Origin of the sequence: Neorhizobium sp. R1-B (genome assembly GCF_004368875.1) — a bacterium.
In the GTDB taxonomy this organism is placed as follows: Bacteria; Pseudomonadota; Alphaproteobacteria; order Rhizobiales; family Rhizobiaceae; genus Neorhizobium; species Neorhizobium huautlense.
On record NZ_SOEM01000006.1, the window covers coordinates 68341 to 91265 of the forward strand.

The 22925-nt window shown below is 59.0% G+C and carries 22 protein-coding genes; 10 read left to right on the top strand and 12 right to left on the bottom strand.

Annotated elements, in window-relative coordinates; genetic code table 11:
• Positions 1-3: 3 nt before the first annotated feature.
• The 4 genes from EDE05_RS10880 to EDE05_RS10895 all read left to right on the top strand — a co-directional run bounded on the left by EDE05_RS10880 (position 4) and on the right by EDE05_RS10895 (position 4139).
• Positions 4-1236, top strand: a complete 1233-nt coding sequence (locus EDE05_RS10880) for a sugar ABC transporter substrate-binding protein (protein ID WP_134100997.1) — start codon at positions 4-6, stop codon at positions 1234-1236.
• A gap of 106 nt (positions 1237-1342) precedes the next feature.
• Positions 1343-2245, top strand: coding sequence for a sugar ABC transporter permease (locus EDE05_RS10885; RefSeq protein ID WP_105370859.1), 903 nt, complete (start codon positions 1343-1345; stop codon positions 2243-2245).
• Positions 2242-3069, top strand: coding sequence for a carbohydrate ABC transporter permease (locus tag EDE05_RS10890; RefSeq protein ID WP_105370860.1), 828 nt, complete (start codon positions 2242-2244; stop codon positions 3067-3069). Before EDE05_RS10885 ends, EDE05_RS10890 begins: the two co-directional genes overlap by 4 nt.
• Positions 3066-4139 (top strand): ABC transporter ATP-binding protein, encoded by a 1074-nt coding sequence (locus EDE05_RS10895; RefSeq protein ID WP_105370861.1) that lies wholly within the window; start codon positions 3066-3068, stop codon positions 4137-4139. Before EDE05_RS10890 ends, EDE05_RS10895 begins: the two co-directional genes overlap by 4 nt.
• Before the next feature lie 124 nt (positions 4140-4263).
• Here EDE05_RS10895 and EDE05_RS10900 read toward each other — a convergent pair whose 3' ends face one another.
• Positions 4264-4923, bottom strand: a complete 660-nt coding sequence (locus EDE05_RS10900; RefSeq protein WP_105370862.1) for a peroxiredoxin — start codon at positions 4921-4923, stop codon at positions 4264-4266.
• A gap of 302 nt (positions 4924-5225) precedes the next feature.
• On the opposite strand from EDE05_RS10900, the gene EDE05_RS10905 reads away from it, so the two are divergent.
• The 3 genes from EDE05_RS10905 (at position 5226) to EDE05_RS10915 (ending at position 8267) form a co-directional block, all read left to right on the top strand.
• Positions 5226-6179: a GAF domain-containing protein gene (locus tag EDE05_RS10905; protein WP_105370863.1), complete on the top strand. Its 954-nt coding sequence runs from the start codon at positions 5226-5228 to the stop codon at positions 6177-6179.
• Positions 6180-6320: 141 nt separating this feature from the next.
• Entirely contained in the window at positions 6321-7829 is a 1509-nt protein-coding gene (gene adh / locus EDE05_RS10910) for an aldehyde dehydrogenase (RefSeq protein WP_105370864.1), read from the top strand.
• A 69-nt stretch (positions 7830-7898) separates the two neighbouring features.
• Positions 7899-8267 (top strand): DUF779 domain-containing protein, encoded by a 369-nt coding sequence (locus EDE05_RS10915; protein WP_105370865.1) that lies wholly within the window; start codon positions 7899-7901, stop codon positions 8265-8267.
• Positions 8268-8321: 54 nt separating this feature from the next.
• On the opposite strand, the gene EDE05_RS10920 is transcribed toward EDE05_RS10915, so the two are convergent.
• Genes EDE05_RS10920 through EDE05_RS10935 form a run of 4 tightly spaced genes read right to left on the bottom strand, consistent with a single transcriptional unit; the run spans position 8322 to position 12430 of the window.
• On the bottom strand, positions 8322-9074 hold the full coding sequence (locus EDE05_RS10920) for an ABC transporter ATP-binding protein (RefSeq protein WP_105370866.1): 753 nt from the start codon (positions 9072-9074) through the stop codon (positions 8322-8324).
• Positions 9068-10135, bottom strand: a complete 1068-nt coding sequence (locus tag EDE05_RS10925; protein WP_134101000.1) for an iron ABC transporter permease — start codon at positions 10133-10135, stop codon at positions 9068-9070. Before EDE05_RS10925 ends, EDE05_RS10920 begins: the two co-directional genes overlap by 7 nt.
• A complete protein-coding gene (locus tag EDE05_RS10930) occupies positions 10135-11271 on the bottom strand; it encodes an ABC transporter substrate-binding protein (RefSeq protein WP_134101003.1) in 1137 nt (378 codons plus the stop codon). Before EDE05_RS10930 ends, EDE05_RS10925 begins: the two co-directional genes overlap by 1 nt.
• Before the next feature lie 58 nt (positions 11272-11329).
• A complete protein-coding gene (locus EDE05_RS10935; RefSeq protein ID WP_245422775.1) occupies positions 11330-12430 on the bottom strand; it encodes an ABC transporter substrate-binding protein in 1101 nt (366 codons plus the stop codon).
• 158 nt (positions 12431-12588) lie between these two features.
• On the opposite strand from EDE05_RS10935, the gene EDE05_RS10940 reads away from it, so the two are divergent.
• Positions 12589-13401: a class I SAM-dependent methyltransferase gene (locus EDE05_RS10940; RefSeq protein ID WP_112800841.1), complete on the top strand. Its 813-nt coding sequence runs from the start codon at positions 12589-12591 to the stop codon at positions 13399-13401.
• A gap of 43 nt (positions 13402-13444) precedes the next feature.
• Here the strand turns inward: EDE05_RS10940 and EDE05_RS10945 are convergent, their stop codons facing one another.
• The 5 genes from EDE05_RS10945 to EDE05_RS10965 all read right to left on the bottom strand — a co-directional run bounded on the left by EDE05_RS10945 (position 13445) and on the right by EDE05_RS10965 (position 18836).
• Complete coding sequence (locus EDE05_RS10945; RefSeq protein ID WP_112800880.1) at positions 13445-14362, bottom strand: SMP-30/gluconolactonase/LRE family protein; 918 nt, start codon at positions 14360-14362, stop codon at positions 13445-13447.
• A gap of 20 nt (positions 14363-14382) precedes the next feature.
• Positions 14383-15330 (bottom strand): ABC transporter permease, encoded by a 948-nt coding sequence (locus tag EDE05_RS10950; RefSeq protein ID WP_105370871.1) that lies wholly within the window; start codon positions 15328-15330, stop codon positions 14383-14385.
• Positions 15327-16268: an ABC transporter permease gene (locus tag EDE05_RS10955; protein WP_105370872.1), complete on the bottom strand. Its 942-nt coding sequence runs from the start codon at positions 16266-16268 to the stop codon at positions 15327-15329. The genes EDE05_RS10950 and EDE05_RS10955 overlap by 4 nt, the downstream gene beginning before the upstream one ends.
• Positions 16265-17728, bottom strand: coding sequence for a sugar ABC transporter ATP-binding protein (locus EDE05_RS10960; protein ID WP_105371045.1), 1464 nt, complete (start codon positions 17726-17728; stop codon positions 16265-16267). Before EDE05_RS10960 ends, EDE05_RS10955 begins: the two co-directional genes overlap by 4 nt.
• A 91-nt stretch (positions 17729-17819) precedes the next feature.
• On the bottom strand, positions 17820-18836 hold the full coding sequence (locus tag EDE05_RS10965) for an ABC transporter substrate-binding protein (RefSeq protein WP_112800843.1): 1017 nt from the start codon (positions 18834-18836) through the stop codon (positions 17820-17822).
• A gap of 238 nt (positions 18837-19074) precedes the next feature.
• On the opposite strand from EDE05_RS10965, the gene EDE05_RS10970 reads away from it, so the two are divergent.
• Both EDE05_RS10970 and EDE05_RS10975 read left to right on the top strand, forming a co-directional pair.
• Positions 19075-20307 (top strand): sensor histidine kinase, encoded by a 1233-nt coding sequence (locus tag EDE05_RS10970; protein WP_112800845.1) that lies wholly within the window; start codon positions 19075-19077, stop codon positions 20305-20307.
• 1 nt (position 20308) lies between these two features.
• A complete protein-coding gene (locus EDE05_RS10975) occupies positions 20309-21025 on the top strand; it encodes a response regulator transcription factor (protein WP_105370875.1) in 717 nt (238 codons plus the stop codon).
• A gap of 53 nt (positions 21026-21078) precedes the next feature.
• Here EDE05_RS10975 and EDE05_RS10980 read toward each other — a convergent pair whose 3' ends face one another.
• The gene (locus EDE05_RS10980; RefSeq protein ID WP_134101006.1) at positions 21079-22101 is read right to left on the bottom strand and encodes an LLM class flavin-dependent oxidoreductase; all 1023 of its coding nucleotides are present in this window, start codon (positions 22099-22101) and stop codon (positions 21079-21081) included.
• A gap of 147 nt (positions 22102-22248) precedes the next feature.
• Positions 22249-22911, bottom strand: coding sequence for a GDSL-type esterase/lipase family protein (locus EDE05_RS10985; RefSeq protein ID WP_134101009.1), 663 nt, complete (start codon positions 22909-22911; stop codon positions 22249-22251).
• Positions 22912-22925: the final 14 nt, after the last annotated feature.

The following is a 22925-nucleotide window of genomic DNA, read 5'->3' on the forward strand; positions in this document are numbered from 1 at the left end:
AGCATGGATATTCGTAAATTGGCCCTGGTCGGCGCGCTTGCGGTCGCAAGCCTGTCGACGTTTTGGACCTCGGCGCGTGCCGAGGAGGTGAAGATTACCGTCTGGTCGCTTGACCGCGACATCCAGCCGGCACCGAACCTGATCAAGGATTTCAACAACCTGAAGACAGGCATCACCGTCGAATACCGTCAGATCCAGTTCGATGACGTTGTGAGCGAGGCGATGCGAGCCTATTCGACCGGGCAGGCGCCGGATATCATCGCCGTCGACAACCCGGAGCACGTACTGTTTTCATCGCGTGGCGCCTTCCTCGACCTGACCGATATGATTGCCCAGTCGAGCGTGATCAAGCCTGACAACTATTACCCCGGTCCGTTGAAGTCGGTGATGTGGAAGGAGCGATATTTTGGCGTGCCGAAGGCGACCAACACGATCGCGCTTTACTACAATAAGGATATGTTCCGCGCCAAAGGGCTTGATCCTGACAAGCCGCCGCAGACCTGGGACGAATTGGTCGATACAGCCCGCAAGCTGAGTGACCCGGCCAAAAACGTCTACGGCATCACCTTTTCTGCGAAGGCGAACGAGGAGGGCACGTTCCAGTTCCTCCCCTGGGCGCAGATGGGCGGCGGCGGCTACGACAAGATCAATGCGCCGGGAGCCGTCAAGGCGTTGGAAATCTGGAAGACGATCATCGACGAAAAACTCGCCTCTCGCGACACGCTGACCCGCAGCCAATGGGATTCCACCGGCACCTTCAACTCGGGCAATGCCGCCATGGCGATTTCCGGCCCTTGGGAGCTGGACCGCATGGTCAAGGAGGCGAAGTTCGATTGGGGTGTGGCACTCCTGCCGCTTCCGGAAACGGGTTCGAAGCGCTCGTCGGCCATGGGCGATTTCAACTGGGCGATCTTTTCAAAAACGCAACACCCGAAGGAAGCTTTCAAGGTGCTTGAATATTTCGTGTCGCAGGACAATCGGATGTTCAAGGATTTCGGCCAACTGCCGGCCCGCTCGGATCTTGCTATTCCATCGACCGGTCAGCCGTTGAAGGATGCCGCGTTGAAGGTCTTCCAGGAGCAGCTGCAATATGCCCAGCCGCGGGGCCCGCATCCGGCCTGGCCGAAAATTTCCAAGGCCATTCAAGATGCCATCCAGGCCGCGCTGACAGGCCAGATGAGCCCTAAGGAGGCGCTCGATCAGGCCGACCAGAAGATCAAGGCGGTGCTCGGCTGATGCTGAGGTGGCGTCTTCGCTAGCCGCTTTCCTTCCTCCCGGCCGGGGCCGCAGTGGCCAGTCCTTGCGGCTCCGGACCGGAGGTGAATGTCGATCTGGAGGAAACATGAAGAGACTGCTTCTTTCCGTCAGCGACGGGCGTGGCTTCGATATAGCCCTGGTGTCGGTGCCGCTTATCTTCCTCTTCACGATGGCGGGCCTGCCGCTTGTCTACAATATCGTCATGAGCTTCCAGGAAGTGGACATGTTCAGCCTCGGCACGATCTTTCGACCGTTCGTTGGGCTCAAGAACTATACAACCTTGTTTTCCATGCCGGAGACCTGGCCGATCCTCAAAAACACCGCGCTTTTCGTTATCGCCTCGATCGCCGGCCAGTTCATCATTGGTTTTGCGCTCGCGCTCTTCTTCTGGACGAACTTTCCAGGCGCCTCCTGGATGCGCGGCCTCTTTCTCGTCTCCTGGGTCATGCCGGGCCTGGTGGTCGGCGCCATCTGGAACTGGATCTTGTCCGGCGATTTTGGCGTCCTGAACTATTTGCTGCGGGAATCCGGCCTCATCACCGGACATATTTTTTGGCGCTCCGACCCTGATTTCTCGCTGTGGGCAGTCGTCATTGCCAACATCTGGCTTGGCATTTCCTTCAACATGATCCTTCTTTCGGTCGGGTTGTCGACGATACCTCAGGATCTTTACGAGGCGGCAGAGTTGGACGGAGCCAATGTCATCCAGCGCTTTTTCACCATCACCCTGCCGATGATGCGCTCGACGATCGGAGCCATCATTTCACTGGGGCTGATCTTCACGCTGCAGCAATTCGACCTTTTTGCTGCGATCACCGCCGGAGGACCGAACAATTCCTCCAATGTCGCACAATATTGGGCCTGGGATCTTTCCTTCCGACAATACGATTTTGCTCAAGGCGCAACGATATCGGTCATCATGATCGTTTTTGTGATGATCGCCTCGGTCGTCTATGTGCGTTCCACGCGCCATGAGGTACGCGGATGAGTTGGGCCTTGCGCGACAAGATCATGTTGATCATCGCAGTTCTGCTGGCGGCGGTCTATCTGTTCCCACTCTATTGGATGTATGTGACGGCGATCAAAACAGGCTCGGCCATGTTTGCCTCGCCTCCGTCCTTCTGGCCCGCCGATCCTCAATGGAGCATCTACCGCTCGGTCTGGGAGAGCCGAAACGTCGGCCGTTATCTTTGGAATTCGGTGGTGATCGCCTCGGGGGCGGTGTCGATGATCGCCGTTCTTGGAACGGGTTGCGCCTATGTGCTTGCTCGTTACCGTAATGCCTGGGTGGATGCCGGCCTGTTCCTCGTCCTGATGCTGCAGGTACTGCCGGCCTCGCTGATGATCACCCCGATCTTCGTCGGATTTTCGCAAATAGGTCTCCTGGACTACCCGCGCACTGCTGTCATCCTGGCGATTGCGGCCAAAAGCATGCCGTTCTTTGTGGTCCTGGTGCGCGCGACCTTCATGAGCGTGCCGATGGAGCTCGAGGAAGCCGCGCTTGTCGACGGAAATTCCCGCTTCGGAGCCTTCTTCCATATCGTTCTGCCGCTTGCGCGCAACGGCATTCTCGTCAGCGCCATTCTGATTTTCATGCAGGCTTTCGGCGAATTCGTCTACTCGAAGTCTATGATCCAGGCGATCGAATATCAGCCGGCAAGCGTGGGGCTCAACTCGTTCATGGGGCCCAATACGAACGAATGGAACAATATCATGGCCTATGCGGCGATGTATGTGACCCCGATTCTTGCCATCTTCGTCCTCTTGCAGCGCCGGATCGTGTCCGGCCTGACGTCGGGAGCTCTTAAATGACCGTGCACCAGATCGAGCTGACGGGTATCAACAAATATTACGGCGCCTACCATGCGCTGCGGGATATCGACCTGAAGATCCGCAAAGGCGCGTTTGTGGCATTGGTCGGACCATCGGGCTGCGGGAAATCCACGCTTCTGCGTTCATTGGCCGGCCTTGAAACGATTTCAAGCGGCGACCTCGTCATTGCCGGGACGAAGATGAACGGGGTGCCGCCTCGCAAGCGCGACCTTGCCATGGTTTTTCAATCCTATGCGCTCTATCCGCATATGACGGTCGAACAGAACCTCACCTATAGTCTTCGCATCCGGGGTGTCGATAAGGCCGAGGCCAAGCGCAAGGCCGAGGAGGTCGCAGCGACGACGGGCCTTTCCCACCTTCTTGGCCGGTATCCGCGAGAGCTCTCCGGCGGTCAACGCCAGCGCGTGGCGATGAGCCGGGCGATTATCCGCAACCCTAAAGCGTTTCTGTTCGACGAGCCATTGTCCAATCTGGACGCTGCGTTGCGCGTGCATATGCGCAAGGAGATCCGCGCCCTTCATGATCGGCTCAAGGCAACGTCCGTCTACGTTACCCACGATCAGATCGAGGCGATGACCATGGCCGATCATGTGGTCGTCATGCGTCAAGGGATCATAGAACAACAGGGCGCGCCGCTGGATCTCTATGATCGTCCGGTGAACAAATTCGTTGCCGGCTTCATCGGCTCGCCTGCCATGAATTTCGTGCCTGCGTCGTCCGGGGCCGATGGAAAGTCTCTCCGCCTCGAATTCGAGGCGCCGCAGGCGATTCCTTTGACAAGACCCGTCCAGGCGGGCCAGCCGTTATTGGTCGGTATTCGGCCGGAGCATTTCGAACTTGCCGGCGATGCGGACGCGATGCTGCGCCTGCCCGTCGGCGCCGTGGAAACCACGGGCGCCAGCACTTACATCACCACCGCGACGGAGCCGGAACTCGTCATTGTGCTCAATAGCCGTGCAGCGATCCGATCCGGCGAGGTGATAGGGTTGCGGTTCGATCCGTCCCACCTACACCTCTTCGACCAGCAGACCGAGATGCGGCTCGGCTGATACTGACCGCGACCGCATGCAACAAGACGCAGTCTCTCCGCCGCGTCTGGTGGTCGGCTCACGAAAAGGAGGGGAAAGCCCACGCAGTAGCTCGCGTGGGTCATCGAATCGAGGTGAAGGCCGGTTAAGCGGCGGGCTGCCTGGTTTTCCGCAGGTAAGGCAGGATCGTCTCGAACGAGCCGAACCTGGCGATGGCGTCCTCGTTCGATACGGCAGCCGTGATGATGACATCATCTCCCTGCTGCCAGTTTGCGGGCGTAGCAACCTGATGTTTTGCGGTCAGCTGGATGGAGTCGATGGCGCGCAGGATCTCGTTGAAATTGCGGCCGGTGGTCATCGGATAGGTGAGGATCAATTTGATCTTCTTGTCAGGGCCGATAACGTAGACGGAGCGGACTGTGGCATTGTCCGCCGGGGTGCGGCCTTCCGACGAACTGCCTGCACCGGCCGGCAACATATCGTAAAGCTTGGCAACGTTGAGGTCTCGGTCGCCGATCAATGGATACTCGACGTCGAAGCCGGTTGCCGTCTTGATGTCGCCCTTCCACTTTGCGTGGCTTTCGACCGGATCGACGGAGATGCCGATGATCTTCACGCCGCGCCTTTTGAATTCACCTTCGAGGCCGGCCATGGTGCCGAGTTCCGTCGTGCAAACCGGGGTGAAGTTTTTCGGATGCGAAAACAGGACGGCCCAGCCATCGCCGATCCATTCATGGAAATGGATCGTGCCTTGACTGGTCTCTGCCGTGAAGTCCGGGGCGATGTCGTTGATACGAAGGCTCATGATATTCCTCTTGGTGCTGAAGCCGGTGCGACATGCGGCAATCTGTACCGTACTCTCGATTTTCCCGGCTTATTCTTCAAGGAAGTTTATTCCAATTGTGCGGAAGAATGCGGTGCTGCAATCTCTCCACGTCAAGCGGCTTGTTGGTTCCTTTCACTGAGAACCTGCTCGGCTCCCGGTTTTCGTTCGAGTCCGATTTGTCATCTTACTTTTCGCAAAAGCCAAGTCTTCTTAGACCTTAGGCCAGTTGCAGCGCCATGCTTTTAAAACGAGAATGAGGCACCGTTCGGTGGGAGGAGCCGATGCAAGAGCATGTCACGCATGCGGATCAGGTCTATGTGTCAGCGCAATCGGCTGCCGCCAGCTCGCGCGTTGTGGCCTCCTGGCGACGCTGCATGACGGTCCACCGTCTCGCGCCGGAAGAAAAAAGGTTGCCTCTCCGCCTGACGGAGCAGGAATTGCGCCTGGTGCGCGCGCAATCGCAAGAACTGATTGCCCAGGCGGTAGATGAACTGGATCTATTGTTCCAAACCGTCGGCAAGGCCGGATGTTGCCTGCTCCTGACCGACCACGAGGGCATAGCGCTTGAAAGGCGCGGCGTCGCCGCCGACGACAAGGAATTTCACGACATTGGCTTGTGGCCTGGTTCGATCTGGACCGAAGCCAGCATCGGCACGAACGGCATCGGCACGGCGATTGCCGATGATCGGGCCGTGTCCATCATTCGCGACCAGCATTTTTTCAGTTCCACAATCAACCTCAGCTGCACGACCGCCCCGATCCGCGATTCACGTGGCCAATTGGCCGGAGCACTGGACGTCTCGACTTGCCGCGACGACCTCAATGAGACCACCCTTTCGATCATCTCGCAGACCGTCCGCGATACGGCCATGCGGATCGAACTTAACCTCTTCCGTCACGCTTTTGCGGGAGCCCGTTTCGTCGTGCTTCCAACTCCGACCGGCACGATGTCCGCGCTGCTTGCTGTCGACAAGAGCGACATGGTGCTTGGCGCCACCCGGACGGCGCGCTCCGCTCTTGAACTCGATGACGAGCGCATAGATGCGGGCATCTGCGCAGCCGACCTTCTTGGCGAAGGCGTAGGCGCCGAGCGGCAGGACTTGAGGGAGGCCGAGCGTGCAGCTCTCCTCCGCGCCTTATCCAGGGCTAATGGAAACGTGACCCAGGCTGCTCTTTCCCTCGGCATGAGCCGGGCGACGCTGCACCGGAAGATCAACAGGTTCGGTTTGCACTGATTGCTGCAGATTGCCTGACGATCTGTCGCAGATTTGCGACACTGTGCACTGCGGTATGATGTTCCGCCTCTGTCACATCTACGGAAAGAAAGGCAGATTCTCTTTCGGTTCGGGATGAACCTGTTATCCTGGGAGGATCAGATGCTGCATCAGAAAATTATCGAATCTCCGTTCAAGCTTAAATACGGCAATTACATCGGTGGCGAATGGCGGGAGCCGATTAGCGGTCGGTATTTCGACAATATCACGCCTGTCACGGGTGGAACGATTTGCGAGATCCCGCGCTCGGACGAGAAGGACATCAATGCGGCCCTCGATGCCGCCCATGCCGCCAAGGACAAGTGGGGGCGCACCTCGACCACGGAACGCGCCAACATCCTGATGAAGATGGCGCAGCGTATGGAGGACAAGCTTGAGGTTCTGGCCCAGGCGGAAAGCTGGGACAACGGCAAGCCGATCCGTGAGACCATGGCAGCCGACATTCCCCTTGCCATCGACCATTTCCGCTACTTTGCCTCTTGCATTCGGGCGCAGGAAGGTTCGATCGGCGAGATCGATCACGATACGGTTGCTTATCATTTCCACGAGCCACTGGGCGTCGTCGGCCAGATCATTCCATGGAATTTCCCGATCCTGATGGCGGCATGGAAACTTGCTCCGGCACTTGCCGCCGGCAACTGCGTCGTCCTCAAGCCTGCCGAACAGACACCGGCATCGATCCTCGTATGGGCGGAGATCGTCGGCGACCTTCTGCCTCCTGGCGTACTCAACATCGTCAACGGTTTTGGGCTTGAAGCGGGGAAACCACTCGCCACCAGCAACCGGATCGCCAAGATTGCCTTCACCGGCGAAACGTCGACCGGCCGGCTCATCATGCAATATGCCAGCCAGAACCTGATTCCGGTCACGCTCGAACTCGGCGGCAAGTCGCCCAACATCTTCTTTGCCGATGTCATGGCCGAAGACGACGACTTTCTCGACAAAGCGCTTGAAGGCTTTGCCATGTTCGCGTTGAACCAGGGCGAGGTCTGCACCTGCCCGAGCCGCGCGCTGGTCCAGGAATCGATCTACGATCGTTTCATGGAAAAGGCCATCAAACGCGTTGAAGCGATCAAACAGGGAAATCCCCTCGATGCCGCGACGATGATCGGAGCCCAGGCATCCAACGAGCAGTTGGAAAAGATTCTTGCCTATCTCGATATCGGCAGACAGGAGGGGGCTGAGGTGCTGACCGGTGGCGGGCGCAATGATCTCGGCGGCGACCTCGCAGGCGGCTATTATGTAAAGCCGACGATCTTCCGGGGCCACAACAAGATGCGCATCTTCCAGGAGGAAATCTTTGGTCCGGTCGTGTCGGTCACGACGTTCAAGGATGAAAAGGAAGCTCTGGAGATTGCCAATGACACTCTCTACGGTCTTGGCGCCGGTGTGTGGACCCGCGATGGTATGCGCGCCTACCATTTTGGCCGGGAGATCCAGGCGGGACGTGTCTGGACCAATTGCTACCACGCCTATCCCGCCCATGCTGCCTTCGGTGGTTACAAGCAGTCAGGCATCGGCCGCGAGACGCACAAGATGATGCTCGATCACTACCAGCAGACCAAGAACATGCTGGTGAGCTATAGCCCGAAGGCGCTCGGCTTCTTCTGAGCGTCTTTCAATCGTCGGGAGCCCCATCCTTTTGGGGCTCTCCTTTCTGCGGCGCGGAGGGAAAGAAAGATGGCCGAGTCAGAGAACGAAGCGCCGGTTCTGGCGACGCAGCAAGCCCTCGATCTCATTTTGGAGATCCAGCAGGATCACCCCGATATCCTGTTTCATCAGTCGGGCGGTTGTTGCGATGGATCGTCCCCCATGTGCTATCCCAAGAGCGAGTTTCGTATCGGCGAAAACGACGTACGGCTTGGCGAAATCGGCGGCGTGCCTTTCTATATCAGCGGCGGCCAGTACGAAGCCTGGAAGCACACCCAATTGATCATCGACGTCGTCCAGGGCCGCGGGGGCATGTTCTCGCTTGATAACGGCCGGGAACGACGCTTCCTCACCCGCTCAAGAATACGCGGCGGCGAGAGCTGCCCGATTTTTCGGTAAATGCACCCCATCTCAAGACGACGGGTGGGCAGCTGCGTCGCGGTGGGATCGGCCTCAGGCAGTGCCGTCAACAATCACCAGCGGGCGCCCATGCGTACAGGTTTCGATACGGGCGCTCACCCGGTAGACGTCACTCAGGAGCGATGCGGTAATGACCTCCGCTGTAGGCCCGTTGGCTACGAGCCGGCCGTCGGCGACGACCATGGTATGATCGCAGTATCGCATGGCGTGGTTGAGATCATGCAGTGCGATCAACACGGCAATCCCGCTTTTTCGCGCAAGCCCGCGCATATACTGCAGCACTTCGATCTGCCGGAAGAGATCGAGCGCCGAAGTGGGTTCGTCCATCAGAAGAACCTGCGGCTTGCGCACCAGGGCCTGTGCGATCGCAACCAGCTGGCGCTGTCCACCTGAAAGAGCGCCGAGATCGCGAAATGCCAGGTCCGTGATGCCGAGCGAATGAAGGATCTCGTCTATGCCGTGGAGATCCTGATCGGCAACGCGCCAGCCCGAGCCCTGCTTTGCGGCAAGCAGCACGGATTCGTAGACGGTCAGGACCGCGTTGGCGCCTGTATCCTGGGGCATATAGCAGACCGGCCGCGACAAGGCCTCCTCTCCGCTGACTTCGACGACGCCGTCGCCTTTGAGCAGGCCGGCGATTCGCTTGAACAGGGTGGATTTACCGGCGGCGTTCGGTCCGATCACGGCGGTCAAATGACCCCCTTCGATAGGTCCGGTGGTAATGTCGGCGAAGATGTGAGTGCGACCATAGCGCGCTCCGACGCCGGAAAGCTCGATGCTTACCATGCGCGCCTCCTGTTGGTGAAGATCAGTGAGAAGAAGAAGGGCACGCCGACGAGGGCCGTGATAACGCCGATCGGCAAAATGGCGCCCGGGATCAGCACTTTTGATACGACCGAAGTTGCCGAAAGCAACAAGGCCCCGCAGATGGCGGAACCCGGCAGAAAGAACCGCTGATCCTCACCAACGAGCATACGCGCGATATGCGGGCCGACCAGTCCCACAAAGCCGATGGTACCCACAAAGGAAACCGGAATGGCTGCAAGCAGGCTCACAAGCATCATCGTCTCCAAACGGAGCCTTCTGACGCTGACGCCGAAGGAGGAGGCTTTCTCGTCGCCGAGCCTAAGCGCCGTCAGTGCCCAGGCATTGCGGGCAAACAGTGGAATGACGACGACCAGTATCGCTCCGGTGACGGCGACCTTGCTCCACGTGGCCTTGGTGAGCGAGCCCATGGTCCAGAAGACCACGGCGGCAAGCGCCTGTTCGGATGCGAGATATTCGAGCAGCGACAGAAGTGCATTGAAGGTAAAGACCAGAGCGATGCCGAGCAGAACGATTGTCTCGACGGTAACGCCTCTGAGTGTCGACACGCCGTAGATGAAGAGCGAGGCGGCCATCGCCATTAGGAAGGCGTTGATGGGAACCATGTACTGTACGGCCGCCGGAAAGACCGCGACGCCCGCAACGAGGCCCAGAGCTGCGCCGAAGCCGGCTGCGGCAGAAATTCCCAGCGTGAAGGGGCTGGCGAGGGGATTGGCGAGGATCGTCTGCATCTGCGCGCCGGCGACCGAGAGGCAGGCGCCTACGGTCACAGCCATCAACGCGATCGGCATGCGGATATCCCAGATCACGACACGAAGCTGGTTCGGTACTGTGCTTGGCGTGAAGATCGCAGCCAGTACCTCACCCAATGAATATCGGGCTGGACCGAGGCCGATATCGATGGCGATGCTAAGCGCGAGCGCCGCCAGCAGACAGCAGAGGATCAAGATTCTCCGCGCAGCAAGGCTCCGGTAGCGCCGGCCCCCTTCGACAACAGATTGCTGCTGAATCAAGACGGCCATCAGTTCAGTCCTTTTTCCAGCGAGACGAAATAGCCGGGCTTGTAGGTGACAGGCAGGAATTTCTGGTGAAACTCGATGAAGGTCGCTTCCGGATCGAGATCGGCAAACAGTTCCGGATGGAACCACTTGGCGAATTGCTGGATCGGAATGAACTCGTAGGGCGCGCCATAGAATTGGTGCCAGACGGCATGAACCTGCCCGGTTCTGACGGCTTTCACCTCGGGAAAGGGGGTTCGCTTCATCAGGTTGGCGAGACGTTCGCGCGCGGCTTTGAGATCGGCGCCCCGGCCGACCGCGACAAATTGGTTGATGTCGGATTCGGCGGCCCAGTTGGAACCGGTGACGATGACCTGGTCCGGATCGGAGACGATCAGTTGCTCGGGATTGAGATCGCCGAAGGTCGTCCCGATGATCCCGTCCGCAATATTCTGGCCCCCCGCCTGATCGACCATGGCACCGAAATTATAGGGACCGAATGTGCGGCAGCACCTGTCTTCGCCGGAAATGCCCGGAGACCGTTCGATGAATACGTTCGGACGCTTCAGATCCTTGACGACCGCCAGGCGATCGGTGACGCGGGCGATCTGGGCTTTGCGATAGGTCTTAAAGGTTTCGGCCTTGTCGCTCGCTCCGAACAACTTGCCCAGTATGTCGATTGAGCGTTCCGTATTCTTGTCTGGATCGATGCGGAAATCGAGATAGACGACCTTGATGCCGGCTGCGGCCGCTTTGTCTTCGAAGCCGCTCTCCTTGGCCACCTTGGCGGCTTCGAGATTTAAGGTGATGACATCCGGGGAAAGAGTGATCGCGGTTTCAAGGTCGAAATTGCCCTGGGGCACATAACCGAACTGCGGCAGATTGGCGATTTCGGGGAAGCGTTCGACATAGGCCTGATAGCTGTCGGGATCCTTCTTCAAGAGATCGTCGCGCCAGCCGACGATCGTGTCGAAGGTTCTATCTCCGCGCAAGGCGGCAATCACATGGACCTGGCGCGCTTCTCCGACGATCACGCGTTTGGCAGGTAAGTCGATATCGACCGTTCTGCCGGCGACGTCAGTGATTTCAACAGCAAGAGCCGAGCTGGCCAGAAACGGAAACAGGACGACAAGCGCCCGAATAAACCATGTGATGATCATTACTCTATCCTTTGGCGGCCGGCGGTTGGCACCGCCGGCCCCTTGGGTTTACCAAATATCAGAGGCCCGCCTTCAGCGACGCGAAATAGCCGGGGTTGTAGGCGACCGGCAGGAAACGTTCGTGCAGCTGCTTGAAGGTTGCATCCGCATCGAGATCGGCAAACAGTTCGGGATGCAGCCATTTGGCGATCTGCTGCACAGCAACAAACTGATACGGGCTGTTGTAGAACTGGTGCCAGATGGCATGCACATTGCCGTTTGCCGCTGCCTTGATGCCGGTAAAGGCGGGCCGCTTCATCAGTGCAGCGAGCTTTTCTTGAGCTTTTGCTTTGTCGGCGCCCGGACCAACGCCTACCCAGGCGCCGCCGGGAACGTAAAGCTCCCAATTCGACCCTGTCACGATCACCTGATCGGGATTGGAGGCGATGATTTGCTCGGGATTAACCGTGCCGAAGGTGCCCGGAATGATGCTCTTCGCCATGTTGGTTCCGCCGGCCAGTTCCACCATGCGGCCGAAATTCTCGTTGCCGAAAGACATGCAGCAATCGTCCGAATAGCCGCCGGCGCGCTCGATAAAGACAACCGGCTTCTTCAGATCGGTTGTTTTTTCGAGCTTGTCCGTTACCCGGGCAATCTGCTCGTCGTGGAATTTGACGAATTCCTCAGCGCGCTCTTCCTTGCCAAACAACTTGCCGATGATACGCATGGAATCATCGGTGTTTTCCATCGGCTTTTCCCGGAAGTCGATGTAGACGAGCGGGATGCCGACCTTGGCGAGCTTTTCGATATAGCCGCTTTCCTCGGTGGCTGATTTTGCCTCGGTGTTCATAATGATCACGTCCGGCTTCAGTGCGACGGCCTGTTCGATGTCGAACGTGCCATCCTTCATGCCCCCGAAGGTGGGGATCTTTGCCATCTGCGGAAACTTGCTCAGATAGATATTGTAGCCGTCGAGATCGGCCTTCTTGAAATCGTCGCGCCAGCCGACGACGCGTTTGAAGGGTTCATCGGTATCGAGAGCAGCCGTGAAGTAGATCTGCCGGCCTTCGCCCAGGATCACGCGCTCGACCGGCACGCTCACCTCGACCTCGCGGCCGGAGATGTCTGTGACCTTGATCTTTTCGGCAGCCGTGGCAATCGTTGGCAAAACTGCAAGCATAACCGTGGCGGCACCGGCCGCCATCTTGAGCTTCAACACGGGGTTCCTCTCCTGTGTAGGTGTTAATAACGGCGATTTATGTTTTCATGACTTTATCCGTCAAGAAATATCTTTTAGAAGTCTTCCAATCTAATTCGACTCGTCCAAGAGATTTCGCGATGCTCAACCAGACTGCCCTGCATAACCATGACCTGCGTGATGAAATCAAAGCCTATTGGTCCCTGAGAGCCGAGACCTTCGATACGCAGCCTGGACATGAGATTTTTTCGGAGGAGGAGCGGGCAGCGTGGCACGCGCTTCTGCGTAAGCATCTCGGAGACGGTAGGGGCAAAGTCGCGCTAGATCTTGCTTGTGGAACAGCAGTCGTCTCGCATCTGATGGACGACCTCGACTTCAAGGTGACCGGGATGGATTGGTCCGAAGCCATGCTGGAGCGGGCGAGGGCCAAAGCCAAGACCCGAGGCCGGCAGATCCGCTTCCTGGTCGGTGATGCTGAGCGCACCATGGAAGCCGATGAGACCTATGACGTGGTCATCAACCGTCATCTCGTCTGGACGCTTGTCGATCCCCTGGCCTGCTTTCGTGAATGGCATAGGGTTCTGAAGCCGTCCGGCAAGCTGTTGATCATCGACGGGGACTTCGTCAATCCGAGTCTGGTGTCGCGTTTGGCGAAGAAGTTGTCGGTGTGGCTGGCGAAGGCGGGCTTCGGCGAGAGCGGGCAGCAGAATGGCCCTCACACGGCGGAGCTGACACAGACGCACCAGAGCATTCTGTCGCGGGTCCATTTTTCGCAAGGGGCTCGGGCCGATGCAGTCGTGGATCTGCTCAGGCAAGCGGGTTTCGAGAAGATTACCGTCGATACAGGTTTGGGAGCGATCCACCGAAGCCAACGCAAGAATTTCAGCTTTTTGAAAGGGCTCGAGCGGGCTACCCAGCACCGGTACGCGATTTGTGCCGAAAAGCTGGGTTGACCCGCAGGCGAGAACCTCCCGCTGCAACAAGGCGGCCGAGTAGTCAGCCCAGAGTCACGCCATTCGTCGCCACGAAGACGGAGTAGACGGATGTGGTGGCGGTAATAAAGAGCCTGTTGCGACGGGGGCCGCCGAAGGTGAGATTGGCGACCGTCTGCGGCACCAGGATCTTGCCGAGCAGGGTTCCTTCGGGAGAGAAACAATGGACGCCGTCGCCGGCACTGGTCCACAGATTGCCCTGCACGTCGATGCGAAAGCCGTCGGGCAGGCCGTTATCGAGACTGCAGAAGACCCTTCCGTTCGCGACGGTCATCTCCCCGACAACGTCAAAGACGCGGATGTGGCGCGGCGCGGTCACGTCGTGGCTTGAAGCGGAATCGGCGACATAGAGCCTGGTTTCATCGGGCGAAAAGGCGAGCCCGTTGGGCTGGCCGAAGTCGGTTATCACGGCTTCGAGCGCGCCGGTTTCCGGATCCAGCCGATAGACGTTGCGGGTAGCCTGCTCGGGTTCTGCTCGATAGCCTTCATAGTCGGACTTGATGCCGTAGGTAGGGTCGGTAAACCAGATACTGCCGTCGGAGCGGACCACGACGTCATTGGGGGAGTTCAACCGCTTGCCCTGATAACGGTCTGCCAGAATGGTGAGCGTGCCGTCGACCTCCGTCCGCACCACGCGTCGGCCGCCGTGTTCGCAGGATATCAGCCGGCCTTGGCGGTCGCGCGTATTGCCGTTGACGAAATTGGAAGGGAAACGGAAAACCGACACACCGCCGTCTGGCACCCAGCGCAACATGCGCTGGTTGGGAATATCGCTCCAGATCAGGCAGTTGAGGTCGGCAAACCAAACAGGCCCCTCCGCCCAACGGCATTCGCCGTAAAGTTCCTCCAGTCTCGCACTGGCCACGATCAGCTGCCGAAAGCGTTCGTCGTGAATTTCATAGATCGACAATTTTTGGGGCATGGCTACTGTCCGATTGGGGTTCATCGGGTGGATCGGCGTCCGCCGGCCACGAGGATGACGGCGATGATGATGAGGCCGGTGAGGATGAGACGGAAACCTGCGCCGAAGCCATAGGTATTCAGCATCGATACAACGAGGAACATGAAGAGCGAGGCTCCCCAGATCCCGGGAATATTGGAATTCCCCCCGGCCACCGCGGTTCCGCCGATCACGACGACAGCAATCGACATGAGGAGGTATTCCGTCCCCATATTGAGAGCGGCACCGCCGGAGAAACTGGCAAGCAGATAGCCGCAAAGAGAGGCGAGCACAGCGCAAAGAATGTAGGTTACGAGCCGCGTGCCATCGACCGGAATGCCGGCCATGCGCGCGGCAGGCATGCTCTGACCGACCGCGGAAATCCAGCGCCCGTAAATGGTCTTTTCCAAGAGCAGCCACGCGACGGCCGAGAGGATCAGAGCCACGAGCGCGACATTCGGGATGCCGAAAAGGCTGGATGTGGTAAAGCTTGCAAGCATTTCCGGCGGCTTGATGCGCAGGCCGCGATTGGCCCATATGGCCGTCGACTGGACGATAAAACTCATCGACAGGGTTGCGATGATCGGTGGAATTCTCAAAAGTTTGATCAGCGCGTAATTGCCCAGCCCGATAATGGAGCCAAGTCCGACGGATAGGATGAGACCAACCAGGATCATGCTGTCCTGCACATCCATCAGTTTCAATGCCAGCGTGCCCGAAAGCGTCATCGTGGCCGGCACGGACAGGTCGATATTGCCCGGCCCCAGAGTGATGACGAACATTTGGCCGATGCCGACCACGACGGAGAACGCGGCAAAGGTCAAAGCCGCCTGAGACAAGCCGAGCGAGCTGGCTCCACCGGTGAAAAGCACCGTGATGATCCAGACGGCGGCCGTTGCTGCGAAGGACCAGATCCAAGGCTTGGCGAGGAGCAGTCGATGTGCATTCATCGGCTTTTCTCCCGCTTTTCCAACCGGTTCAGGAACAGACGCATCGCCAGAACGATGATCAGGATCGCGCCCTGAGCGCCGATCTGCCAGTCCGGCGAAATCCGCATGAAGGAGAGGAACGAGCCGGCAAGTGCCAGCGTCAACGCGCCGATGACGGCTCCGATCGGCGAAACCTTGCCGCCGACGAATTCGCCGCCGCCGAGGATAACGCCGGCGATGGAAAGCAGCGTGTAGCGAAGCGCGATATTGGCGTCCGCCGAGGTCGTCAGGCCGACGAGCGCAATCCCTGACAGCACCGCGAAGAGGCCTGCGAGCCCATAGGCGGCGGCCCGCACCTTGATGACGGACCAGCCGGCGCGTTCCACCGAGCGGACATTGCCGCCCACCCCGCGGATGAGCACGCCGAAGGACGATCGCATGATGAGGAAATGGGTTATGAGAGCGATCACCACGCTGGCGACGATTGCCATCGGGACGAACGGGGGCTTCGACGTCATCAGCCAGCGTGCCCATCCCGGGGCGGCGCCGCCGGGCGACGGCAAGATCAACACCGCAAGGCCGCCCCAGACGAAGCTCATGCCGAGCGTCACGACAATTGCTGGAAGTTCGCGGACATAGATGATGACGCCGATCGCTGCGTAAGCGGCGATCGCGCCCAAGAATATCAGCATACCGGTTCCCGGTGAGGCCTGCAGGAAGGTGGCTGTGACACAGGCGCAGAAGCTGACGAACGTGCCCATCGACAGATCGAGGTCGTTGACCGCCATGATGAGCATCTGCGCCACCGTCGCGAGCGCAATCGGGACGGCGAGATTGAAGAGCAGGTTGAGCCCGGTATAGCTCATGGCACGCGGCTGCATATAAAACACGGCTGCCAGCAGAACCGACAGCGAGGCCGCCGGGATGATCAGCCGAACGGTGCCAGAAGAAATTTTCATGCCGCTTCTCCAGCGCTGAATGAGGCGGCGAGCACGTTCTTTTCGGTGATCTCGTCACCGGTGAGTTCGGCGACGATCGCTCCCTCGCGAAAGACATAGACCCGGTCGCAAAGGCGAATCTCGTCCATTTCCGTAGAATACCAGATGAAGGTCCGGCCCGACGCGGCCTCGGAACGAAGAATTTGATAGACCTCCTGCTTGGTCCCGATGTCCACACCACGCATCGGGTCGTCCATTAGCACGGTTCTCGCCGTGGTGGCGAGCGCGCGCGCAAACAGGACTTTCTGCTGATTGCCGCCGGACAGCGACAAGATTCGGTTTTCCAGGTCCGGAGTACGGATCTCGATGCGGTTCTTCCAGCCGAGGCCCAGTCTGCTTTCGCGCGCATTGTCGATGAGCATGCGTGAGGAAAGATCCTGCAGGGAAGCGATGCTGAGATTCTTCAGGATGCTCCAGAGCGGGAAGGTACCGTTGAGGCCGCGGTCTCCCGCGACGAAGGCAAGTTCGCCCCCGCGCCCCGGCCACCAATTGCTGTTGCGTGAGAGGTAGAGGTCGAGAAGTGCTTCGGTCTGACCATGGCCGCCAAGGCCTGCCAGTCCCACGATTTCGCCGCGATGGGCCTCAAAGGCGAGCCCGCGTCCACGCCGGGGCGGCATCGAAAGTACAGGCGAACCCGACCTTGCGGCGGCCGAGCGCAGGTATTCCTGTTCGCGCACGACATTGCCCATGGCTTCGACAAGGCTCCGGGAATTCATTTCCGAGGCCTGACGATCAGCGACAACGCGACCGTCCTTCATCACCACGATACGATCTGCGGTCGACAGGATTTCACCAAGAATGTGCGAGATCAGCAAAACCGCGCCGCCGCCTGCAACAAAACGTCGAATATAGGCCATCATCTGCGCGGCAAGCCCTGCGTCCAGCGAGGACGTTGGCTCATCCAGAATGACTAGTTTCGGCGGAGCGCCAAGCCCCGCAAAGCTGATGGCAATTTCAACCATCTGGCGTTCGGCAATCGAAAGATCGTCCACGGTGCTGTCGCAATCGATCAGATGGCCGGGAAAGATGTCCTGAAGCTGCCTTTTTACGAGTGCCAAGGCGCGGCTGCGCCAATCCCAGCCTTTCAGGTCTGGATGCATGATCCTGACGTTTTCGTTGACGGTGAGGTTGGGGCAGAGCGAAAGTTCCTGGAAAACGCACCGCACGCCATTGGCTCGCGCCGCCGAAATTCCGTGCGCGCCGGTTTTGCCGCCATAGCTAACGACGCCTTCCTGAGGCGAGAGGCCGCCATTGATGACGTTGACGATGGTCGATTTGCCGGCCCCGTTATGGCCGACGAGACCGACGCATTCGCCGGCCTGGATAACAAGATCGACGCCGTCGAGCGCTTTGACGGCACCGAAGGCGACCTTGATGCCGCGGGCGGCTACCACCTCGTTTTTCATTGGGTCTGCAGTCATGAAGGCTCGTGTTTGTGGCGCGGCCGAGAGGCCGCCGAGATAGGATTGGCGGAGCGGATGGCCCGCCAACCGTATCGGCTCCCTCTAACCGTCACTTCGCGGCGCTGATCACCTTCTGGGCGTCCTCAAGCGAATATTCGACATTCGCTACACCGCCCTTCTGGGTTTTGGAAAGGTTCGCCTCGAGGTTATCCTGGTCGATGCGCAGGAAGGGCACGACGAGGTCCTTTTTGACATCCTTGCCGTCGAGGATCTGCTGGGCGACCCAGAAAGCCAGGGTCGAGACGCCGGGGGCGATCGAGACGGACATCGTCTCGTAGCTGTTCTTGTCCTTCTGTTGTTTCCACCAGACAAGTTCGTCCTCGCGGTTCCCCATGACAATCGTTGGGGTCGGCCGCTTGGCCGCCGCAAAGGCTTGGGCGGCGCCATAGCCGTCCCCGCCCTGGGTCACGACAGCGGCGATTTCCGGAAGGCTCGGGAGGATGCCGGCAACGGCGCGTTGAGCCACATCCTGAGCCCAGTCGCCATTAACGGATCCGACGATCTTGAACTGCGGATTTTTCTGGACGCCAGCTTGAATGCCCGCGTGAATTTCATCGTCGACCGAAACCCCCGCAAGACCCCTGATCTCCAGCAGGTTTCCACCCTTCGGCAGTTTTTTCGCAAGGTATTCGACCTGGCTTTCGCCCATCGCCTTGAAATCTACCGCAATCCGCCAGGCGCAAGGCTCGGTGACGATGCCATCGAAGGAAACGACGGTGATACCTGCGTCGCAGGCTTCCTTGATCGCGCCATTCAGAGCGGTCGGGGAGGCCGCGTTCACGACGATGGCGTCATAGCCCTGCAGGATGAGGTTCTGGATCTGCGCAGCCTGTTCGGTTGCCTGGTTTTCAGCTGTCGTGAAAGGATCGGCTGCTGCGACGATACCTTTGGCAACGGCCTCCTTGGTGATCTTGTCCCAGCTCGTCAGCATGGCTTGCCGCCATGAGTTGCCGGCATAGTTGTTAGACAGTGCAATCTTTTTGTCGGCGGTGTCTGCGACCGCGGAAAGTGGGATTGCGATGCAGGCTGTGGCGACAGATGCAAACAGCATCTTCCTGATGATCATGGTTTCCTCCCTAGTCCCGACGGGCTCATCTCCGGCCGCTCCTCAACGGTTTGCGGAGATAGTGAAAGCGCTGAGGCCCGGTTGCTCAGTAGATCGAGAATGAGGAAAAATACCGGTGTTGTACAGGCGCATCCAAGCAATCTGTTTGCGGATATTCGCGCAAAATATGCGGGTTTCCGCAGGACAAAGGTGTAAAGCAGGCGCTTAATTGCAAAAGGACTTGGGAGGAGGTCCAGGCATGCTCAATCCGGCGCGAGAATCGCTGTTCGACCGTTATCTCGGGATTTCGCGGCTGCTCGCGGGCCAGCTCGATTTTCATTCCATCATCCAGGCCGTGGCTGCCGAGATCAGCCACATCATCCCGCACGACCATCTCGATGTGTGCATCAAGATGGTCGACGGCAAATATCACATTGCCTATGAAAGCGGTCTCGAAACCGCCTGGAGCAAACACCCGCCGGCTCTCTTGACCGGCAGCCCGATACGCAGCCTTCTATCGGGCGAGGTGGATTTTCTTCTTTCGCCGGATGCCTGCACGGATCCGAGATTTCATTTTGAGGGTGCCTTTTCGAGCCCGATCGTCGAACTGTCGCTGCGCAGCCGACTGCACGTGCCTCTGAAGGTGCAGGGAGATATTATCGGCGCACTGAGCTGCTCCAGCCATTCCCATGACTGTTACACCATGGAGGATGTCGAGAACGCCCGCTCGATTGCCGACTTGCTGGCCCCCTATTTCTTTGCGCTGCGGGCCGCCGAGCAAGCGAAACGCTCGGCCATCGTTGAGGCTGAAGCCCGGGCTCGCGAGGAGGGGCTGAGACTCGGTGCGTTGAAGCTTACCGAGGCCTTGGAGGCGGAGCGGCAGCGCATCGGCATGGACCTGCACGACCAGACGCTCGCCGACCTGACGCGGCTTGCCCGACGCATGGAACGGCTGAGCGGGCAGGCAGAGCTGCCCGGGGAAAGTTTGGAGCCCCTGTCTCGAGCGCTGCAGCAGTGCATGCATGATCTGCGACAAATTATCGAAGAGGCAAAACCCACGGTTCTGCAGCTCTTCGGCGTCGCGGAAGCGATCGAAAACCATCTCGATCGTTCGGCGCGAGAAAGCGGCCTGTCGATCCAATGGCGGATGGTGGACGAAAGCAATGGTGCGCTCGACGCCCTGGGCCAAACGGTGGCGACGGCGCTGTTTCGTATCGTGCAGGAGGCCGTCAATAATGCCATCCGCCATGCCCAGCCGGAGGTCATCCTCGTGATTATAAGAAATCTGAACGGCACTTTGTCCATCGAGGTTATCGATGACGGTAGCGGCTTGATGTCCTCCCGCAATCCGGGAGGCCACGGAATTGACAATATGAAGACGCGCGCCCGTCTCATCGCTGCAAGATTTGAGATCGGTCAGAACGACTCAGGCCCCGGCACCTTCGTGAAGGTCCAATTGCCTCTCGGCCGCAAACGAATACGGGATCATTAAAATGAGGGTTTTGATCGTTGAAGACGACCCGTTGCACCGTTCTTATCTGCATGAAGCGGTTCGTGCGGCGCTGCCGGAATGCGACATGGTCGTCGAGGCGGAAAGCGGCCAAAGCGGTGAGATTGAAGCTCGCAAGGCGCGCGTGGAACATGTCGTCATGGATCTGCAGATGAGCGAGCGCAACGGGATCGAAGCTGCCCGCACCATCTGGCGCGAAAGACCCGACACCAAAATTCTCTTCTGGTCCAATTATTCGGATGAAGCCTATGTACGCGGCGTCTCGCGGATCGTACCGGAAGGGGCGACTTACGGTTATGTGCTGAAATCGGCCTCGGATGAACGGCTAAAACTGGCGCTTCGAAGCGTGTTTGTCGAATCCCAATGTGTCATCGACCGCGAAGTGAGGGGCATCCAGCAAAAGAGCCTGGGCAATGCTCACGGACTGACGGATGCGGAATACGAGATTCTGGTGGATGTGGCACTCGGCCTGACCGACAAGGCGATCGCCCAACGCAAGAGACTTTCATTGCGTAGCGTCCAGAACAGGCTACAGCAGCTTTACGAAAAGCTCGAAGTCTATGATCTGCCGGACGATGGCATGGAAGGCTGGTACAATCTGCGCATGCGTGCCGTCGCAGTTGCGCTACTCCGCAAAGTCCTGAATTCCAGTGCGTTGGAACGCGCCGAACGGGAGCTCCACGACCGCAGCGGCTCCTGACTCGGCTGCGGCCTTATCTTTCACGACGACGGTCGTGGACTAGAAGCCGATGCCTATCGCCATCCCAGCGCCGGGGCCACGTGCGAGAGAATAGCTTCGATCACGTGGGCGTTGTAGTCGACGCCGAGCTGATTGGGCACGGTCAACAACAGCGTGTCGGCTTCCGCAATCGCCTCGTCCCTCGCCAGTTGCTCGATCAGAACCTCCGGTTCGGCGGCGTAGCTGCGACCGAAAATCGCCCGGGTCTTCTCGTCGATGAAGCCGATCTGATCCTGGCCGTCGTCTCCATGGCCGAAATAGGCGCGGTCGCGATCGTCCACCAGCGCGAAAATGCTGCGGCTGACTGATACCCGCGGCTCGCGCTCATGACCGGCGGCTTTCCATGCCTCCCGGAAGACGCGGATTTGAGCGGCTTGCTGGATATGAAAGGGCTCCCCCGTCTCGTCGTTCTTGAGTGTCGAGCTCTGAAGGTTCATCCCCAGCTCTGCCGCCCATTGAGCCGTCGCATTGGAACTTGCGCCCCACCAGATACGCTCGCGCAATCCCTCGGAATGCGGCTCCAAGCGTAGCGGGCCTGGAGGATTGGGGAACATCGGCCGCGGATTGGGCTTGGCAAAACCTTCGCCGCGCAGAACGTCGAGGAATACTTGCGTATGATGCCTCGCCATCTCCGCGTCGGTCTGTCCCTCGGGCGGCACATAACCGAAATAACGCCAACCATCGATCACCTGCTCCGGCGAACCGCGGCTGATGCCAAGTTGCAAGCGCCCGCCGGCGATGATGTCGGCGGCACCTGCGTCTTCAGCCATGTAGAGGGGCTTTTCATAACGCATGTCGATCACCGCGGTGCCGATCTCGATACGACTGGTTTTGGCACCGACGGCCGCCAGCAAAGGGAAAGGCGAGGCGAGCTGGCGGGCAAAATGATGAACGCGGAAATAGGCTCCGTCGGCCCCCAGTTCCTCCGCGGCAACCGCCAGATCAATGGACTGCAAGAGTGCGTCGCTGGCGGAGCGCGTTTGTGATTGGGGCGACGGCGTCCAATGGCCGAAGGACAGAAAACCGATCTTTTTCATGACGAGTTTGCCTTACCTGACGATGAGTCATGCCTTATGGCACAGAATGATCACCAAGGCAGGGGCAAAACATTTGTGTGCGCGGGCCATCCTGCACTTTGAGACGGCGACGCAGACACCGATGTTGGAGCCACGCTGTCTGGAGACCTATGGACGATCCGCACCTATAAAAGCGCCAGAAATCGCGCGATGTCCGGCATCGCTCGGATGGACTGGATCGGCGGAGGCCAAGGCGCCGTCGCCGTAAGCTTTCATGGTCTCGTAAACAGGCGCATAAAAAAGTGAGAAGCGTCGTGCCAGCATGAGCACCGCTTCGGCATAACTTTCGAAACCCATCCGCGTCTGGCCCGTGAATCCGGCGCTGCCAACCGAAAACCCAGCATCAGGAATGTAGGGCGGGCTGCCGATTGCGAGCCGATCTCCGTGGCCGGCTCTGATCAATTTTTCCAGCATCCATGCATAGTCGCGCGTGAAGTTCGGGACATTCATGGTGTCGGGCGCCGCCGTATAACGGGCATCGTTATACCCATAGAGAATTAGGATCGCGTCGTGGTGGTGTGCATCCAGGAGCGCGTATTCAAAACAGCCGATGCCGTTGTCCGGCCGTGCTTTGTCATCCGCAAGGTGTGCTCCCTGCAGCACCGTGCCGGGGATCGCGCAATTACGGATCGGGAAGCCATCGACCTCGGCTGCGAATAGAGCCGGCCAGGCAAGATGTGGCTGGCTGGCATTGAAGCCGGCGGTGATGCTGTCACCGAAGACGCGGATGCCGGAAATTCCCAGCGATTTCAAATGTTCTCCAAACCTCATCGGTCCTCCTTCAT

Bases quoted from the DNA above. Each gene is read 5' to 3' on its own strand.
- EDE05_RS10880 (WP_134100997.1), top strand. From the start codon at position 4: ATGGATATTCGTAAATTGGCCCTGGTCGGCGCGCTTGCGGTCGCAAGC.
- EDE05_RS10885 (WP_105370859.1), top strand. From the start codon at position 1,343: ATGAAGAGACTGCTTCTTTCCGTCAGCGACGGGCGTGGCTTCGATATA.
- EDE05_RS10890 (WP_105370860.1), top strand. From the start codon at position 2,242: ATGAGTTGGGCCTTGCGCGACAAGATCATGTTGATCATCGCAGTTCTG.
- EDE05_RS10895 (WP_105370861.1), top strand. From the start codon at position 3,066: ATGACCGTGCACCAGATCGAGCTGACGGGTATCAACAAATATTACGGC.
- EDE05_RS10900 (WP_105370862.1), bottom strand. From the start codon at position 4,923: ATGAGCCTTCGTATCAACGACATCGCCCCGGACTTCACGGCAGAGACC.
- EDE05_RS10905 (WP_105370863.1), top strand. From the start codon at position 5,226: ATGCAAGAGCATGTCACGCATGCGGATCAGGTCTATGTGTCAGCGCAA.
- adh (WP_105370864.1), top strand. From the start codon at position 6,321: ATGCTGCATCAGAAAATTATCGAATCTCCGTTCAAGCTTAAATACGGC.
- EDE05_RS10915 (WP_105370865.1), top strand. From the start codon at position 7,899: ATGGCCGAGTCAGAGAACGAAGCGCCGGTTCTGGCGACGCAGCAAGCC.
- EDE05_RS10920 (WP_105370866.1), bottom strand. From the start codon at position 9,074: ATGGTAAGCATCGAGCTTTCCGGCGTCGGAGCGCGCTATGGTCGCACT.
- EDE05_RS10925 (WP_134101000.1), bottom strand. From the start codon at position 10,135: ATGGCCGTCTTGATTCAGCAGCAATCTGTTGTCGAAGGGGGCCGGCGC.
- EDE05_RS10930 (WP_134101003.1), bottom strand. From the start codon at position 11,271: ATGATCATCACATGGTTTATTCGGGCGCTTGTCGTCCTGTTTCCGTTT.
- EDE05_RS10935 (WP_245422775.1), bottom strand. From the start codon at position 12,430: ATGCTTGCAGTTTTGCCAACGATTGCCACGGCTGCCGAAAAGATCAAG.
- EDE05_RS10940 (WP_112800841.1), top strand. From the start codon at position 12,589: ATGCTCAACCAGACTGCCCTGCATAACCATGACCTGCGTGATGAAATC.
- EDE05_RS10945 (WP_112800880.1), bottom strand. From the start codon at position 14,362: ATGCCCCAAAAATTGTCGATCTATGAAATTCACGACGAACGCTTTCGG.
- EDE05_RS10950 (WP_105370871.1), bottom strand. From the start codon at position 15,330: ATGAATGCACATCGACTGCTCCTCGCCAAGCCTTGGATCTGGTCCTTC.
- EDE05_RS10955 (WP_105370872.1), bottom strand. From the start codon at position 16,268: ATGAAAATTTCTTCTGGCACCGTTCGGCTGATCATCCCGGCGGCCTCG.
- EDE05_RS10960 (WP_105371045.1), bottom strand. From the start codon at position 17,728: ATGACTGCAGACCCAATGAAAAACGAGGTGGTAGCCGCCCGCGGCATC.
- EDE05_RS10965 (WP_112800843.1), bottom strand. From the start codon at position 18,836: ATGATCATCAGGAAGATGCTGTTTGCATCTGTCGCCACAGCCTGCATC.
- EDE05_RS10970 (WP_112800845.1), top strand. From the start codon at position 19,075: ATGCTCAATCCGGCGCGAGAATCGCTGTTCGACCGTTATCTCGGGATT.
- EDE05_RS10975 (WP_105370875.1), top strand. From the start codon at position 20,309: ATGAGGGTTTTGATCGTTGAAGACGACCCGTTGCACCGTTCTTATCTG.
- EDE05_RS10980 (WP_134101006.1), bottom strand. From the start codon at position 22,101: ATGAAAAAGATCGGTTTTCTGTCCTTCGGCCATTGGACGCCGTCGCCC.
- EDE05_RS10985 (WP_134101009.1), bottom strand. From the start codon at position 22,911: ATGAGGTTTGGAGAACATTTGAAATCGCTGGGAATTTCCGGCATCCGC.